This window comes from Streptomyces sp. NPDC046862 (assembly GCF_040704615.1).
Taxonomy (GTDB): Bacteria; Actinomycetota; Actinomycetes; order Streptomycetales; family Streptomycetaceae; genus Streptomyces.
Genome location: NZ_JBEYXP010000017.1, coordinates 1 through 15,647, shown reverse-complemented (window position 1 = coordinate 15,647; position 15,647 = coordinate 1). Strand labels below are relative to the sequence as shown.

Below are 15,647 nucleotides of genomic sequence, written 5' to 3'. Positions count from 1 at the left end.
GTCAGATGCGTCAGAAGGCTGCGTTGTAGATGAGTCCCGCGAGTGCCCCTCCGAGCAGCGGTCCAACGACGGGTATCCAGGCGTAACCCCAGTCGGAGGTGCCCTTGTTGGGGATCGGCAGGAAGGTGTGCACGATGCGCGGGCCGAGGTCGCGCGCCGGGTTGATGGCGTAGCCGGTGGGCCCACCGAGCGACAGACCGATCCCGACGACCAGCAGGGACACGATCAGCACCTGGGTGCCGGACTCGCCGAGGCCCTTGGTGAGTCCGAACGCGAGGGCCGGAAGGACGAGGGCGATCGTGGCGATGGTCTCCGTGATGAGGTTGGCGACCGGGTTCCGGATCTCCGGGATGGTGGAGAAGATGCCGAGGGTCGGCAACGGCTCGTCCGACGACCCCACCTTGGGGACGTTCGCCTGGAACTGCGCGAGGTAGACCAGGTACGCGAGGACCGCGCCCAGCATGGCGCCGGCCATCTGACCCAGCAGGTACACCCAGACCTTGTCCCACTTCCCGGTGTCCACGGCGATGCCGATGGTGACGGCCGGGTTGAGCTGGCCGCCCGACAGGGGAGCGGCGGTGTACGCCCCGGCCAGCACGCCGAAGCCCCAGCCGAAGGCGATGACGATCCAGCCCGAGGCCCTTGCCTTCGAGTATCTGAGGGTGACGGCGGCGCACACGCCGGCGCCGAAGAGGATCAGGATCGCGGTTCCGATGAGTTCTCCGACGAAAATGTCTCCGTTGCTCATGGCGGCTCCTAGGCCCTGGGCCGGGGTGATCGACCCCGGTCCTCCGTGCAGGGTGCGTTTCCCATGGCTGCTTCGGCCGAAGGCAGGGAGGATCTCGCGCCCCGCCCGGCCTCCGTGACGAGCGTCCCACCGCAGCCGAATCGCCCGTGGGGGATGGCCCGTACGCAGGCGCGGTGCCCGAGCGGCGCAGTACACAAAGTCACTTGAAAGCGGCGATGCCGACTGACACCCGGAAGTGTTCACCGGCGCCCAGGGAGCGTCAAGGTCGCGGACGACAACGGTTGGTGGTGGCGGCGGGGGAGACGGCGCGGGAGACGGGGTCGGCCTCCGGCGGTTCAGGGCATTTGCGACGGGGTTCGGCCGCCGGACCCGGTTCGGGGCAACTCCGGCTGTGGGGCGGCAGGTTGTGACAGGGCCCGCACCGAGGCGACCTCGGCCCCACGCCGGACCTGGTGCCCAGCAACACCCGCGCGCCCCACGACCCAACTGGCCCCCGACAAGCCCTTGGCGGCCTTCTTGAGCGGTGCCAGGGCTGCGGCGGCCTGACGGTGGTCCGTGACGCTGCCGGGCCCGCACACGACCGTGGCCAGCGAGAGTGTGACCTGCTGCCCACCCGCCGACCAGGGCGCGTCGAGCACCGCCGAGGCGAGTGGATCGAGCCCGTCCGGATCGGCCAGCACCAGGAAGTCGTCACCGCCGATGTGGCCCACCCGGGTCGCTCCGGACGCGGCGCGCCGCAGGGCCCTGGCCACCGAACGGATCAGCTCGTCGCCCGCGGCGAACCCCGCCCCGTCGTTGACCTGCTTGAAATGGTCCACGTCGAGCCAGCTCAGCGCGAACGCGCGCCCGTCCCCGATCCGCCGGTCCACCTCACAGGTGATGGCGTCCGAACCGGGCAGTCTCGTCAGCGGATTGAGCCCCGCGGCCTCCTCCACACGGCTCTCCGCGAGTGCCCGTACGAGATCGGCCAGCCGTAGGACGCCCACGCTCCGCCCGAACCGGTCGACCACGGCGACGTCGTCGGACGTCCGGTCCCGGTCCCCGACCGCGACCACGTCCAGTACCTCCCACGCGGTCGCGTCGACGCCGACCGTGCGCGGCGGATCGCCCAGCTTCGCGGCCGGCCGGTCGGCGTACAGCGCGTGCCCGTACCGTCCCGACAGCGACAGCAGGAACCGCGACCGGTGCACCGACCGCACCGGCACCCCGGCGGCGTCCACGAGCAGCACACCGGACACCTCCGGTGAGCCGGTGAGCAGCGCCCGCACCTCGCCCGCCGACGCCGTGACGGGCAGCAGTGCGGCCGGCCGCACGAACTGCCGCACGGACGGCCCCGACACGGGTGCGAAGGCCACGGGAGACAGCGGCGGAACATATACGTCCGTCCTGGGCAACCGCGCGGGTGGCGCGAAGAGTTCGCCCTGCGCCAGTTGCGCGCCCGCCGCCAGCGCCGAGGCACACTGCGTCTCCGTCTCCACGCCCTCCACGGACAGCAGTGAGCCGGACTGCTCGCACAGCGTCCTCATCGCCCGCACCGCCGTCGGCCTCCGCAGCAGGGACGCGTCGAGCTTCACCAGATCGGGCGCGAGATCCACGAGCAGCCGCAACGGCACGTCGCCGTCCCCGACACCATCGGCACAGATACGGAAGCCCTCACCCCGCACCACCGCCACCGCGTCGAGCAGCGCCCGGTGCGGCACGTGCGCGTACGGCGGACCGACGTCGACCGTCACCTCCCACGGCATGCGCCCCGCCTCCCGTACGGCGTCGCGCAGCGCGGCGAGACCTCCCAGATCGGCGAGTGTCGCGGCGAACACATTGACGTGCAGGGGCAGAAGCGTCTCCCTGCGGACCGCCGTACGGACCGCCAACGCGGCCAGACGGCCGTCCAGTTCGGGATCGCGGCGGGCCTGCGCGAGGACGTCACCCGTCTCCGGACGGGCGAGTATCTCCAGCGCCGCCACCCCTCCGGTCGTCAGGTTGACGACCGGCTGGAAGGCGAAGCGGAGAGTGTCCGTCCAGGAGTGCACGGGAGCATGATGGCTCCGGCGGCGCACGCCCAAGCGCGATTCATGAGCTGTTCACGCAGGATTCCCGTCCCATCACGGAGAGTGCGCGAGGCGTCCCCGCGAGCAGCGTCGGCATTCAGGGGTCACCGCACCGCGATCACCGACGACCCGTGCCCGAACAGTCCCTGGTTCGCGGTGATCCCCACCCGGGCGCCCTCGATCTGCCGGTCACCGGCGTCGCCCCGCAACTGCCAGGTCACCTCGCAGACCTGGGCGATCGCCTGCGCCGGAACCGCCTCTCCGAACGAGGCCAGCCCGCCGCTGACGTTCACCGGTATGCGTCCGCCCGGGGCCGTCGCGCCCTCCCGCAGCAGCTTCGCCGCCTCACCCGCGCCGCACAGCCCGAGGTCCTCGTACCACTGCAACTCCAGTGCCGTGGACAGGTCGTACACCTCGGCCAGCGACAGGTCCTCGGGCCCGAGCCCCGCTTCCTCATAGGCCGTGCGCGCGATGGACGCCCGAAAGGTCTCGGGCACGGGCTCCACCGCGACCGCCGAGTCCGTCGCGATGTCCGGCAGGTCCAGCACCGTGGTGGGGTAGCGCGGCGTCACCGTGGACACCGCCCGGATCCGTACGGCGTCGGCCGCCCCGTGACGGCGGGCGAAGTCCATGCTGGACAGGACCAGCGCAGCGGCTCCGTCCGAGGTAGCGCAGATGTCGAGCAACCGCAGCGGATCGGCGACCACCGCGGAGGCGGCGACCTCCTCGGTGGTGACCCGCTTGCGATAGCGGGCGTAGGGATTCAGCGCGCCCGAGGCGGCGTTCTTCACCTTGACCTGCGCGAAGTCGTCCACCGTGTCCCCGTGCACGGCCATCCGCCGGCGCGCGTACAGCCCGAAGTACGTCGGGTTCGTCGCTCCCAGAACGCGGAAGCGCAGCCAGTCGGGATCGTCGGGCCGGTCCCCACCGGCGGGCCGGAAGAACCCCTTGGGCGCGGCGTCGGCCCCCACCACCAGGACGACGTCCGCCAGGCCCGCGAGGATCTGCGCCCGTGCCGTGGCTATGGCCTGCGCCCCGGACGCGCACGCCGCGTACACGCTCGTGACACGGGCCCCCTGCCAGCCCAGGGCCTTCGCGAACGTCGCCCCCGCCACGTACCCCGGATAGCCGCCACGCACCGTGTCCGCGCCGACGATCGAGCCGACCTCCCGCCAGTCGACGCCCGCGTCGGTGAGCGCCGCGCGCGCGGCCACCGTCCCGTACTCGACGAAGCTCCTGCCCCACTTGCCCCACGGGTGCATGCCCGCGCCGAGGACCGCCACGTCGCCCGTCGTCCCGCCCGTCATGCCGTCACCCCCGTGTTCCCGTCGGCCGCCAGTGCCACGTCGTCCAGGTCGTCTCCGCGTCCTCACTGAGCACGCCAGGGACGACCTCCACCTCCATACCCACCGTCAGATCGGCGACGGTGACCCCGTGAGCAGCCTGCCCGAGCAGCACCAGACGCTCGGCGGCCAGTTCCACAGCGATCAACGTGCGAGGCTCCCACGGAAGTTCCGGATCGGACACGTAGGGTGACGGAGGCCGGTAGCGCCCGTCCGTGTAGGACCACACGTGCCCGCGTCGCGACAGCGGCACCTCTTCCATGTCACCTCCGCCGCATCCCGGATTGCGGCAGTGGGTGTCCTCGCGCGGGAAGAAGACCGAGGCGCACGCCGAGCAGCGTGTGCCGAGGAGTCGGAAGGCGTCACCCTCCCCGGTGAACCATCCCGAGACAACGGGTGTGCGTGTACGCGCCAAAGCCCCTCCCACGCCCGGATCTGACGGAACGTCAGAAGTGTGCCATGGGCAACCGTAATTAGGCAGGCGTCCCGGCGAACCAACCGCGCCTCAACGGCGTCGGAGTATCAGGAGGGACGGCCGGGGCCCACGGGGGTGGTTCCGGCCGTCCCTCCGCGCCGTCCGCGACGGGGCGGGCGGCGGCGCAGGCGCTGTAGCCCGCGGATCAGACACTGAGCCGGTAGAAGCGCCACAACTCGTGCTCGACGTCCAGCACCTCGACACTGCCGTACCCGGCCTCCCGCGCGTACGCGCGTACCGTGTCCGGCCGCAGGACGGTGCCGGCCTCCACCTTGGCGTCCTCCGCGCGGGTCGCGGGCAGGCAGTGCAGCACACTGAAGGCGTAGTTGATCCGGTCCAGTTCCGGGCCCGGGGCGGTGAACTCCTCGCTCACCTTCTCGTCCGCGATCAGCACCGCACCCGAGGGCGCCAGGAGCCGGCGCACCGAGGCCAGCACCCGCACCGGATCGGCCATGTCGTGCAGCGCCTCGAACACGGTGACCAGGTCCACGGAACCGTCCATGTCGATCCCGGCCGCGTCCGTGCGAGCGAACGCCACCCGATCGTCCAGACCAGCCTCCCGGACGTTGCGCCGCGCCTCGTCCACGGAGGCGGCGTCCAGATCGACGCCGGTGAGCCGGGCACCGGGGAACGCGCGGGCCAACGCCATCGTCGACCAGCCCAGCCCACAGCCGAGATCGAGCACCCGCGCGCGGGGGCCGTCTGCGAGCCGCCGGTGGACATCCGGCATGGCGGCGATCCAGGATCCGACCGTCCCGGGCCGGTACATGGGCCGGTTCAGCCCCGCGATGCCCTCGCGGGTTCCCCGGCCGTAGCGCTCGTACGGCACGCCGGCGCCCGTGGCGAAGGCCTCCAGCAGCTCGGGCAGGGTCTCGGCGAGGGAGACGACGAACTGGGGGCCCGTGGCCAGATACAGCGGGTCGTCCCGGTCCACCAGCACGCGCCGGTGCTCGGCGGGCAACGCGAAGAGCCGCTCGTAGCCGTCGCCTCCGGCAGGCCCGGAGGCGGTCAGGATGCCGGCCACCGCCTGCTGCTCCAGCCACTCGCGCGCGTACCGGGCGTGGACACCCGACGTCTTGGACAGGTCGCGGGGCGTCATGGGGCCGTGCGAGGCCAGCGCCTCGTACAGACCGCGGCGGACACCGACGTCGACGGTGAAGACCTCCAGCGCCGCACGAAGGCCCGAGACGATCTCCTCTGCCAGCTGTTCGGCATCGGGAGTGTGCTCCGGTGGGACGCTCATGATCGATCCGACCTCCGCAGACGTGCCAGGTACCGCCACCGTCCCACAGGGCCGTACCACCCGCGAGAGCACACGACCGTGCTGTACGCACAACGGGCGTGCGCCCTCCGCGCAAGGCCATCTGTCGGAAAACCCCGTCGGCTGGTACATGGATGGGCATGAGGAGACCCACGGTAAGGTTGCGCCCCCTGCTCGCCGCCGCCATGTCCTTGCTCGCCCTGACACTGACGGCCACCACGGCCCAGGCGGCACCCGAACGCACGGCATCCGAACCCAAGGCCCCCAAGGACTTCGTCGCCCTCGGAACCGTCGACCCGACCATCCTCCAGGACATCCGCTACTTCACCCGGCACAACTTCGTGGGCGAGCGCGTCGACGGCTACGAGCAGCCGACGTGCATCCTCACCCGCCCCGCCGCCGAAGCACTCCACAAGGCCCAGACGAAGCTCCTGAAGCGGGGCTACACGCTCAAGGTGTACGACTGCTACCGGCCCCAGCGCGCAGTGGACCACTTCGTCCGCTGGGCCAAGGACCTCGACGACCAGCTGATGAAAACCGAGTTCTACCCCCAGGTCGACAAGACCCGCCTGTTCACCGACGGCTACATCGCGGAGAAGTCCGGCCACAGCCGTGGCTCGACCATGGACCTCACACTCGTGGAACTCCCCGCCAGGCCGACCCGCCCGTACCACCCGGGGGAGCCCCTGGTGCCCTGCTACGCCCCTCGGAGCGAGCGTTTTCCCGACAACTCCGTGGACATGGGCACGGGGTACGACTGCTTCGACACCCTCTCCCACACGGACGACCCACGGATCACCGGCACACAACGCGCCAACCGGCAGCTCCTCAAAGACACCCTCGAAGCCCTCGGATTCGTGAACCTGCCCGAGGAATGGTGGCACTTCACGTACAAGCCGGAGTCCTACCCGGACACCTACTTCGACTTCCCGGTGACCGCGAAATCCCTCACCCACGCACATTGAGCCGCCCGCAGGAGACGCCCTCAACGTGATCGGATACAGTCCGCCGCGTGTCCGCAACTCAGCACCCCAACGTCAACTCCGCACCGGACTCCCACTGTTCGAGCTGCGGAGCGCCCTACGGAGAGGGCGTCTCCGGCTGGCCCCGCACCTGCCCGGCCTGCCACACGGTCGCTTACCGCAACCCGCTGCCCGTCGCGGTGGCGCTGCAGCCCGTGTACGACACCAAAGGCACCGCCCTGGTCGTCATCACCCGAACCATCGCCCCCGCGCGCGGGGGCATCGCCCTGCCCGGAGGGTTCATCGATCAACGCGAGGACTGGCGCGGCGCCGTCGTCCGCGAGCTCAAGGAGGAGACGGGTATCGACGCCCTCGAGCGGGATGTCCGCCTCGCCGACGCGATGAGCTCACCCGACGGCCACCTGCTCCTCTTCGGGCTCCTCCCGGAGCGCCCGGCCGCCGGCCTCCCTCCGTCCGCCGCCACGGACGAGACGGAGGGCTGGCACCTGCTGCACAGGCCGGCCGAACTCGCCTTCCCGCTGCACACACTGGCGGTCCAGGCGTTCTTCGAGGGCCGCTACGTCTGAGTCACGACCCGGCGAGCCCGCGCACCCGCACCGGGTACGGGGGCTCGCCCCGTCCGCGGTTCCCCTCCCGCTCCACGACCACCCGCCGCTTCTTCCAGCGCGGCACATACCGTTCGACCTCGGGCTCGTCCCAGCCGTCGCCCGCGTCGGCCACCACCAGCCCACCCCCGGCCCGCCCGTGCTCCGGCGCCCACGCCTCCAGCTCCAGGCCGCCGTCGGCGCCCCGGACGGGAAGGACGGCACCCGCTCGCGCGAACACCGGGATCCGCGACAGAGGGGCCTCGACCAGCACCTGCCCCGGTCCCTCGTACGCCTCCTCGGTCACCGTGTCGTACCAGCGCCCCCGCGGCAGCTGCACCGCGCGCCGGTCGGCCCCCGGGTTCAGCACCGGCGCCACCAGGAGACCGTCACCGAGCAGGAAGGCGTCCTCACAGTCACGCAGCGCCCGGTCCTCGGGCGCGCCCCACCACACCGGCCGCACATACGGCGCCCCCGTACGCCGTGCCAGATGCGCCAGCGTCATGAAGTACGGCAGCAGACGCCGCCGCTCGACGAGCGCCACGCGCGCGTGGGCCAGTACCTCCTCGCCGAACTCCCACGGCTCCCGGCGCCCCGCCCGCAGACTCGCGTGCGTACGGAACAGCGGCAGATACGCGCCCAGCTGGAACCACCGCAGATACAGCTCCGCGGACGGACTCCCGTCGAAACCACCGACATCAGGACCCGAATACGGCACCCCGCACAGCCCCAGCCCCATCACCAGGGACAGCGACGCCCGCAGCCCGGGCCAGCCCGTCGCCACGTCCCCCGACCAGGTGCCCCCGTAGCGCTGCATGCCGGCCCACCCGGAGCGCGAGAAGACGAACGGCCGCTCCTTGGGGACGAGCCTCAGCAGGCCCTCGTACCCGGCCCGGGCCATGCAGAGCGCGTACACGTTGTGCGCCTCCCGGTGATCACCGCCCCGGCCGTCCAGATCGTGCCGCGCGGACCGGGGCAACGTGTTCTCCCCGAAGGCCGTGAACGACGTGGGCTCGTTCATGTCGTGCCAGAACCCCGCGAACCCCTGCGCCAGCCGCTCCTCGTACAGCCCGCCCCACCACTCGCGCACACGCGCGCGCGTGAAGTCCGGGTACACCGACTCCCCGGCCCACACGACGCCCTCCACGGGCCGGCCCGCCGCGTCCCGCACGAACGCGTCCTCGGCCGTTCCGCTGTCGTACACCGCGTTGCCCGGCTCGGCCTTCACCGCCGGATCGACGATCGACACCAGCCGGATCCCGTCCCGGCGCAGCTCCTCGGCCAGCACAGGCAGCTTCGGGAACTGCTCCTTGTCGACCGTGAACACCTGGTGCTCGTCGTAGTGGTCGATGTCCAGATGGACCGCGTCCAGCGGCAGATCGTGCTCCTGGTAACCCGCGACGATCCGCCGCACCTCCTGCTCACTGCCGAAGCCCCACCGCGCATGATGGTGCCCCAGCGCCCACGCGGGCGGCACGGCGGGCGCCCCGGTGAGCGTCGCCCAGGTGTGGAGCACGCGCGCGGGGGTGCCCACCGTCATCCAGCAGCGCAGCGGGCCGCCGTCCACGCGCAGCTCGCTCGTCCCGGCCCGGTCGTGCCCGGAACCGGCGCCCTCCTCACCCTCCCGCAACACCACCGTGCCGTCCCACGAGGTGTCGTGGAACACCAGGTGCGTGCCGGCGTCGGCCACCACCATCTGCACCGGCATGGTGATGTACAGCGGATCATCACCAGGAACGAACGTGTGTCCGGGGTCGGTGTTCCACAAGCGGTACGTTCCGTCACGCAGCCGAGACCCCGACGCGCGCCCGCCCAGACCGAAGAACCGCGCGTCGGCCGACACCTCGGAACGCTGCATCCAGCGCGCCCCGCCCCCGGCGGCCGGCTCCCACCAGCGGGGCGGCAGCTCCCGCCGCAGGAGCACCCCGCCGGGCGTCTGCACCTCGATGGCCCCGTGCCGCGACACGACGACCGTGACGCGCTCCGCCACCACCCGCCACGCACCGTCCTTGTCCGGCTCCAGGACGGCCCGCGGATCAGGCTCCGGGCACCGGTCCGCGAGCGCGTACGAGGGCTCCGGTTCCGCGCCGTCCCAGCCCCAGAACACGGCCCCGCCCGTGGTGACCGTGACCCGCAGCTCGGACCGCGCGAACCGGACGACCCCACCACCGGGCCCCGGCTCCACCTCCCGCACGGGCCCGGGCACCCTCGCCCGCTCGGCTCCCCGCTCGGGCAGCCCCGCGGCATCGGCACGCCGCCTCCGCCACGCGGCCCGCACGGCGCGCAAACCCTGCGCTGCCCCCGCCGAACCGACCGCCTTCACCGAACGCACCAGGTCACGACCGTTCATGCTGCTCACCCTGCCACTGACTCACCCATCGTGGTGAGTCGTTCAACTGCCGTTCACCCGTGGTGAGGGCACATCTTCACGGCGCCGACCATGTGCGGCGCACCCTGGTGTAGAAGTCGATCACATGGCATCGTCCGTGTCAGCCGCGTACGCGCACACCCCAGCCCGTGCGCGACAGCCGCACACGACGCGCAGAGCCCCGGGAGCAGCCCCATGACCTCAGCGAACGCCGCACCGCTCTGGCAGCCCGATCAGGAACGCATCGCCCGGGCACAGATCACGAAGTTCCAGGCATGGGCCGCCGAGCACCACGGCGCCCCGGCCCAGGGCGGATACGCGACCCTGCACCGCTGGTCCGTCGACGAACTCGAGACATTCTGGAAGGCTGTCACCGAGTGGTTCGACGTACGGTTCTCCACTCCTTACACGCGCGTGCTGGGCGATCGCAGCATGCCGGGCGCCCAGTGGTTCCCCGGAGCGACCCTCAACTACGCCGAACACGCCCTCCGCGCCGCGGCCACCCGCACGGACGAGCCGGCCCTCCTGCACGTCGACGAGACCCACGAGCCGCGCCCGGTGACCTGGGCCGAACTCCGCCGGCAGGTCGCCTCCCTCGCCGCCGAGCTGCGCACCCTCGGCGTACGCCCCGGCGACCGCGTCAGCGGTTACCTCCCGAACGTTCCCCAGGCCGTCGTCGCCCTCCTCGCCACGGCCGCCGTCGGAGGCGTCTGGACCTCCTGCGCACCCGACTTCGGCGCCCGAAGCGTCCTCGACCGCTTCCAGCAGGTCGAACCGGTCGTCCTGTTCACCGTCGACGGCTACCGCTACGGCGGCAAGGAGCACGACCGCCGCGACACCGTCGCCGAACTCCGCCGCGAACTGCCCACCCTGCGCGCCGTCGTCCACATCCCGCTCCTGGGCACCGAAGCCCCGGACGGCGCCCTGGAGTGGTCCGCGCTCACCTCCGCCGACGTGGAACCGGTCTTCGAACAGGTTCCGTTCGACCACCCCTTGTGGGTCCTGTACTCCTCCGGCACCACCGGCCTTCCCAAGGCCATCGTCCAGTCCCAGGGCGGCATCCTGGTCGAGCACCTCAAACAGCTCGGCCTCCACTGCGACCTGGGCCCCGAGGACCGCTTCTTCTGGTACACGTCCACCGGCTGGATGATGTGGAACTTCCTCGTCTCCGGCCTGCTCACCGGCACCACGATCGTCCTGTACGACGGCAGCCCCGGATACCCGGACACAGGCGCCCAATGGCGCGTCGCCGAACGCACCGGAGCCACCCTCTTCGGCACCTCCGCGGCATACGTCATGGCCTGCCGCAAGGCCGGCGTCCACCCCGCGCGCGACTACGACCTCACCCGCGTTCAGTGCGTCGGCACCACAGGCTCGCCGCTGCCCCCGGACGGGTTCCGCTGGCTGCACGACGAGTTCGCGGAGGCCGGAGCAGACCTGTGGATCGCCTCCGTCAGCGGCGGCACCGACGTGTGCTCCTGTTTCGCCGGAGCCGCCCCCACGCTCCCCGTCCACATCGGCGAACTCCAGGCCCCAGGCCTCGGCACCGACCTCCAGTCCTGGGACCCCAGCGGCAAACCCCTCACCGACGAAGTCGGCGAACTCGTCGTCACCAACCCCATGCCGTCCATGCCGATCCACTTCTGGAACGACCCCGACGGCACCCGCTACCACGACAGCTACTTCGACACCTACCCCGGAGTCTGGCGCCACGGCGACTGGATCACCGTCACCTCACGCGGCTCCGTCGTGATCCACGGCCGCTCCGACTCCACCCTCAACCGCCAAGGCGTCCGCATGGGCTCGGCCGACATCTACGAAGCCGTCGAGAGGCTCCCCGAGATCAAGGAATCCCTCGTCATCGGCATCGAACAGCCCGACGGCGGCTACTGGATGCCCCTCTTCGTCCACCTCGCCCCCGGAGCCGTCCTCGACGAGACCCTCCTGAACCGCATCAAACAGAGCATCCGCGAACAGCTCTCCCCGCGCCACGTCCCCGACGAGGTCATCGAGGTCCCCGGAGTCCCCCACACACTGACCGGCAAACGCATCGAGGTCCCGGTCAAACGCCTCCTCCAGGGCACCCCACTGGAGAAGGCGGTCAACCCCGGCTCCATCGACAACCTCGACCTGCTGCGCTTCTACGAAGACCTGGCCCGAAAACGCGCCTGACCCACGCCACCCTTCTTCCCCCTGCCCGACGGGCGTTGTCAGTGCCGCCGGTTACTGTGAGTGAGCATTGATCGACTGCGCACAGGGGGAACAATGACCTACACCCGGCACCAGACCATGCGACGCGTCCTGCGCCGCGAGATCGCCGGCACCATCGGCCTGCTCACGGACGAGCACGACTTCACGGCGATGCGCCGCTACCGCACCTTCACCTTCGACGACCACGCGACCTATCTCCGCCAAGTCGAGGCACTGCTCAGGACACTCGCGTCCCAGGGCAGCCACACCACGGTCGCCCTCTTCGACCCCCAGGAGTACGCGGAGTACTGCGCCGAGACCGGTCTGGACCCCGACGCCCCGACCAGCCGCACCCGCTACACCGCCGAACTGGCCGCCCTGGGCCCCAGCGTCCCCTACCAAGGGCAGCCCCTCGACGCACTCGTGCCCGACCTCGTCGACGAAGCCGTCCGACAGGCCACATGGCACTACGCGACCACACTCCTGGCCGGCATCGGCGCCTGCGCGTCCTGCGGCGAGGACATCGGGCGAGCCGCTTTCCTCCGGGCCACGGATCTCCTCGCCCGCATCCTCGACACCGCGGGACCGGGAGAACGCCACCTGGTGTGCAGCGTCTCGGCCACCCCCGAACCACTCGTCGCCGCCCTGTGGGCACAGGAGAAGCCCGACGGCACCATCCACCTCGACGAAACCGAAGGCCTCGAGTTCACCACGATCCTGGCCGTCGGCTTCGCCACCCGGACCGCCGGCGGCCTCGTCATGCGCACCACCGCCCCCGACACGACGACCGACCGCGTCTACGGCTGGCGTCTGCGCGGCGAGGGACTCGAGCCCCTGACTGCCGGCGAGGTCTTCGACGCCTACTGCACGGACATCGAATCCGGCGACCTCGTCTCCCCAGAATCCGGCGTCGACTACTGCGCCCCACCCGACCTCGGCGACACGGACACGACGAGGGGAGGCCACACCCACTGAACACGCCAGGGGCGCTCCACTCGAACGTGGAGCGCCCCTGGACCACCACCGATCATGTCGGCGGGTGCGCAGCGTAGGCCGGTGTCACTCGCCGGACAGCACCGCCTGAGCCGCGTTGCGCGCCTCCTCAGCGGTGTCCGCCGCACGCGCCGCGGCCGCGGCACGCTCGCACTGCGCCAGCGTGTACTTCGCCAGCGTCGCCCGCACATAAGGAATGGACGCGGCGCCCATCGACAGGGAGGTGACACCCAGACCGGTCAGCACACACGCCAGCAGCGGGTCGGACGCCGCCTCACCACAGACACCGCAGCTCTTGCCCTCGGCCTTCGCCGCCTCGGCGGACAGCGCCACCAGGTCGAGCAACGCGGGCTGCCACGGGTCCTGCAGCCGGGACACCGCGCCCACCTGACGGTCCGCGGCGAACGTGTACTGGGCGAGGTCGTTGGTCCCCAGCGAAAGGAACTCGACCTCCTGCAGGATCGACCGCGCCCGCAGCGCCGCCGAAGGGATCTCCACCATGGCACCGAACTTCGCCCGCAGCCCGGCCGCACGGCACGCGTCCGCGAACGCCTTGGCGTCCGTACGGTCCGCCACCATCGGAGCCATGACCTCCAGATAGACGGGCAGCCCCTCCGCGGCCCTCGCCAGAGCGGCGAGCTGCGTCCGCAGAACCTCGGGGTGGTCGAGGAGAGTCCGAAGCCCCCGCACACCCAGCGCCGGGTTCGGCTCGTCGGCCGGCGTCAGGAAGTCCAGAGGCTTGTCCGCACCCGCGTCCAGCACACGCACCACGACACGGCCCTCGGGGAACGCCTCGAGCACCTGCCGGTACGCCTCGAATTGCTTCTCCTCCGACGGCGCATTCTTGCTGTCGTCCAGGAAGAGGAACTCGGTACGGAAGAGGCCCACACCCTCCGCCCCGGCCTCAAGGGCGGCCGGCACATCGGCGGGCCCGCCCACGTTGGCCAGCAGCGGCACCTTGTGCCCGTCAGAGGTGGCACCCGGGCCGGTCGAAGCGGCCAGCGCCGCCTTGCGCTCGGCCGCAGCCGCCTCCAACTCGGCCTTCCTCTCCGCACTCGGCTCCACGAAGATCTCACCCGTGCTGCCGTCCACAGCTATCACCGTGCCCTCGGCCAGTTCACCGGCACCGGGCAGAGCGACGACCGCCGGTACCCCGAGCGCCCTAGCCAGAATCGCACTGTGGCTGGTCGGCCCGCCCTCCTCGGTGACGAAACCGAGCACGAGCGTCGGATCCAGCAGCGCGGTGTCGGCCGGCGCCAGATCACGCGCAATAAGAACGTACGGCTCGTCGCTGTCCGGCACACCAGGCATGGGCACCCCGAGGAGCCGGGCGACGATACGGTTCCGCACGTCGTCCAGGTCGGCCACGCGACCCGCAAGATACTCACCGGCACCCGCGAGCAGCGCACGGTACGCGGCGAACGCGTCGTACACGGCACGCTCGGCAGTGCTGCCGACCGCGATACGGCGCTCCACATCCGCCATCAACTCGGGATCCTGCGCCATCATGGCCTGGGCCTCGAGCACCGCCTGGGCCTCGCCGCCCGCCAGGTTGCCGCGCGCCATCAGATCGGCCGCCACGGCTTCCACGGCCTTGCGGGCGCGACCCTGCTCGCGCTCCGCGTCCTCCGTCGGTATCTGCTTCGCGGGCGGCTCCAGTACCGCCGTTCCCATATGCCGAACCTCGCCGATCGCCACACCGTGGCTCACGCCGACGCCCCTCAGCGTTGTTTCCATCTCACCGGTCTCCGATAGTGCGGCGGGTCCCACCGCCGCGGTGGTTGTCCGACTCGCCGTCTCGTACGGCGCCGCTGTCACTGCCAGCCGAAGAGTTCGTCGCCGGCCTTGACGTCCCCTTCGACGCGGAGGCCGGTGAGAGAGTCGGCCGTGGCCTCGAGCGCCACGATCGGGCAGATCGGAGACTTGCCCGCAGCCTCGACGGCGGAAGGGTTCCAGCGGATCACGGCCTGGCCGCGCGTCACGGTGTCGCCCTTGGTGACGAGCAGCTCGAAGCCCTCACCGTTGAGCTGCACGGTGTCGATGCCGAGGTGTGTGAGCACGCCGTGGCCGTCACTGTCGACCACGACGAATGCGTGCGGGTGGAGAGAGACGATGACCCCGTCCACGGGAGCGACGGCCTCGGAGGCCTCCCGCACGGGGTCGATTGCTGTACCGGGTCCAACCATCGCTCCCGAGAAGACGGGGTCGGGTACCGCGGCGAGTCCGATGGCCCGCCCGGCTAGGGGGGACGTCACGGTGGTCATGGGAAGCCTCCCAGGGGAGATTCATATGGGCCGTCACTGCCTGTCCCGGACGGCGCACTGGGGAGCAGGGTATGTCATATGAACTGCCGGTTCCGCGTGAGACGTACGGGGTGGCGGCCGTGGGACCCCGCGTAATCGATTTGCGCCCGCTCCGGACCCGGTTGTAGAGTCGTACACCTGCCTGGGGCCGAGCGACACGATCAAGTGTTCCAGTCCGGCAGCACCCAACTTGTCAGATCCTTCTCTGGGTCCTCCTGCATGTCCGCAGGACGGTGGTCAGAGAGACGGAAAAACACTGATAGAGTCGGAAACACCGAAGGGAAGCGCCCGGAGGAAAGCCACGAGAGAGTCTCTCGGGTGAGTACAAAGGAAGCGTCCGTTCCTTGAGAA

12 protein-coding genes are annotated in these 15,647 nt (G+C 70.9%); 4 read left to right on the top strand and 8 right to left on the bottom strand.

The genetic code is table 11. From position 1 onward, the window contains the following. Positions 1–10: 10 nt before the first annotated feature. The 5 genes from AB0959_RS20250 to AB0959_RS20230 form a co-directional block, all read right to left on the bottom strand. Positions 11–748, bottom strand: a complete 738-nt coding sequence (locus AB0959_RS20250) for an MIP/aquaporin family protein (protein WP_366827808.1) — start codon at positions 746–748, stop codon at positions 11–13. A 335-nt stretch (positions 749–1,083) separates the two neighbouring features. Beyond that, entirely contained in the window at positions 1,084–2,778 is a 1,695-nt protein-coding gene (locus tag AB0959_RS20245) for a GGDEF domain-containing protein (RefSeq protein WP_366827807.1), read from the bottom strand. A gap of 122 nt (positions 2,779–2,900) precedes the next feature. After that, on the bottom strand, positions 2,901–4,103 hold the full coding sequence (locus tag AB0959_RS20240) for a lipid-transfer protein (RefSeq protein ID WP_366827806.1): 1,203 nt from the start codon (positions 4,101–4,103) through the stop codon (positions 2,901–2,903). A 4-nt stretch (positions 4,104–4,107) separates the two neighbouring features. Continuing rightward, on the bottom strand, positions 4,108–4,554 hold the full coding sequence (locus AB0959_RS20235) for a zinc ribbon domain-containing protein (RefSeq protein WP_366827805.1): 447 nt from the start codon (positions 4,552–4,554) through the stop codon (positions 4,108–4,110). A gap of 205 nt (positions 4,555–4,759) precedes the next feature. Then, positions 4,760–5,857, bottom strand: a complete 1,098-nt coding sequence (locus AB0959_RS20230; RefSeq protein ID WP_366827804.1) for a class I SAM-dependent methyltransferase — start codon at positions 5,855–5,857, stop codon at positions 4,760–4,762. Positions 5,858–6,015: 158 nt separating this feature from the next. On the opposite strand from AB0959_RS20230, the gene AB0959_RS20225 reads away from it, so the two are divergent. After that, on the top strand, positions 6,016–6,840 hold the full coding sequence (locus tag AB0959_RS20225; RefSeq protein ID WP_366827803.1) for a M15 family metallopeptidase: 825 nt from the start codon (positions 6,016–6,018) through the stop codon (positions 6,838–6,840). A gap of 47 nt (positions 6,841–6,887) precedes the next feature. Next, complete coding sequence (locus AB0959_RS20220; RefSeq protein ID WP_366827802.1) at positions 6,888–7,424, top strand: NUDIX domain-containing protein; 537 nt, start codon at positions 6,888–6,890, stop codon at positions 7,422–7,424. Between the two features lies 1 nt (position 7,425). On the opposite strand, the gene AB0959_RS20215 is transcribed toward AB0959_RS20220, so the two are convergent. Continuing rightward, the gene (locus AB0959_RS20215; protein ID WP_366827801.1) at positions 7,426–9,792 is read right to left on the bottom strand and encodes a TIM-barrel domain-containing protein; all 2,367 of its coding nucleotides are present in this window, start codon (positions 9,790–9,792) and stop codon (positions 7,426–7,428) included. Between the two features lie 213 nt (positions 9,793–10,005). On the opposite strand from AB0959_RS20215, the gene AB0959_RS20210 reads away from it, so the two are divergent. After that, positions 10,006–11,982, top strand: a complete 1,977-nt coding sequence (locus AB0959_RS20210; RefSeq protein ID WP_366827800.1) for an acetoacetate--CoA ligase — start codon at positions 10,006–10,008, stop codon at positions 11,980–11,982. 93 nt (positions 11,983–12,075) lie between these two features. Next, the gene (locus tag AB0959_RS20205; protein ID WP_366827799.1) at positions 12,076–12,975 is read left to right on the top strand and encodes a hypothetical protein; all 900 of its coding nucleotides are present in this window, start codon (positions 12,076–12,078) and stop codon (positions 12,973–12,975) included. An 84-nt stretch (positions 12,976–13,059) separates the two neighbouring features. Here the strand turns inward: AB0959_RS20205 and ptsP are convergent, their stop codons facing one another. Next, complete coding sequence (gene ptsP / locus AB0959_RS20200; protein WP_366827798.1) at positions 13,060–14,730, bottom strand: phosphoenolpyruvate--protein phosphotransferase; 1,671 nt, start codon at positions 14,728–14,730, stop codon at positions 13,060–13,062. A 77-nt stretch (positions 14,731–14,807) separates the two neighbouring features. After that, positions 14,808–15,257, bottom strand: a complete 450-nt coding sequence (locus tag AB0959_RS20195; RefSeq protein ID WP_366827797.1) for a PTS glucose transporter subunit IIA — start codon at positions 15,255–15,257, stop codon at positions 14,808–14,810. Between the last annotated feature and the right edge of the window lie 390 nt (positions 15,258–15,647).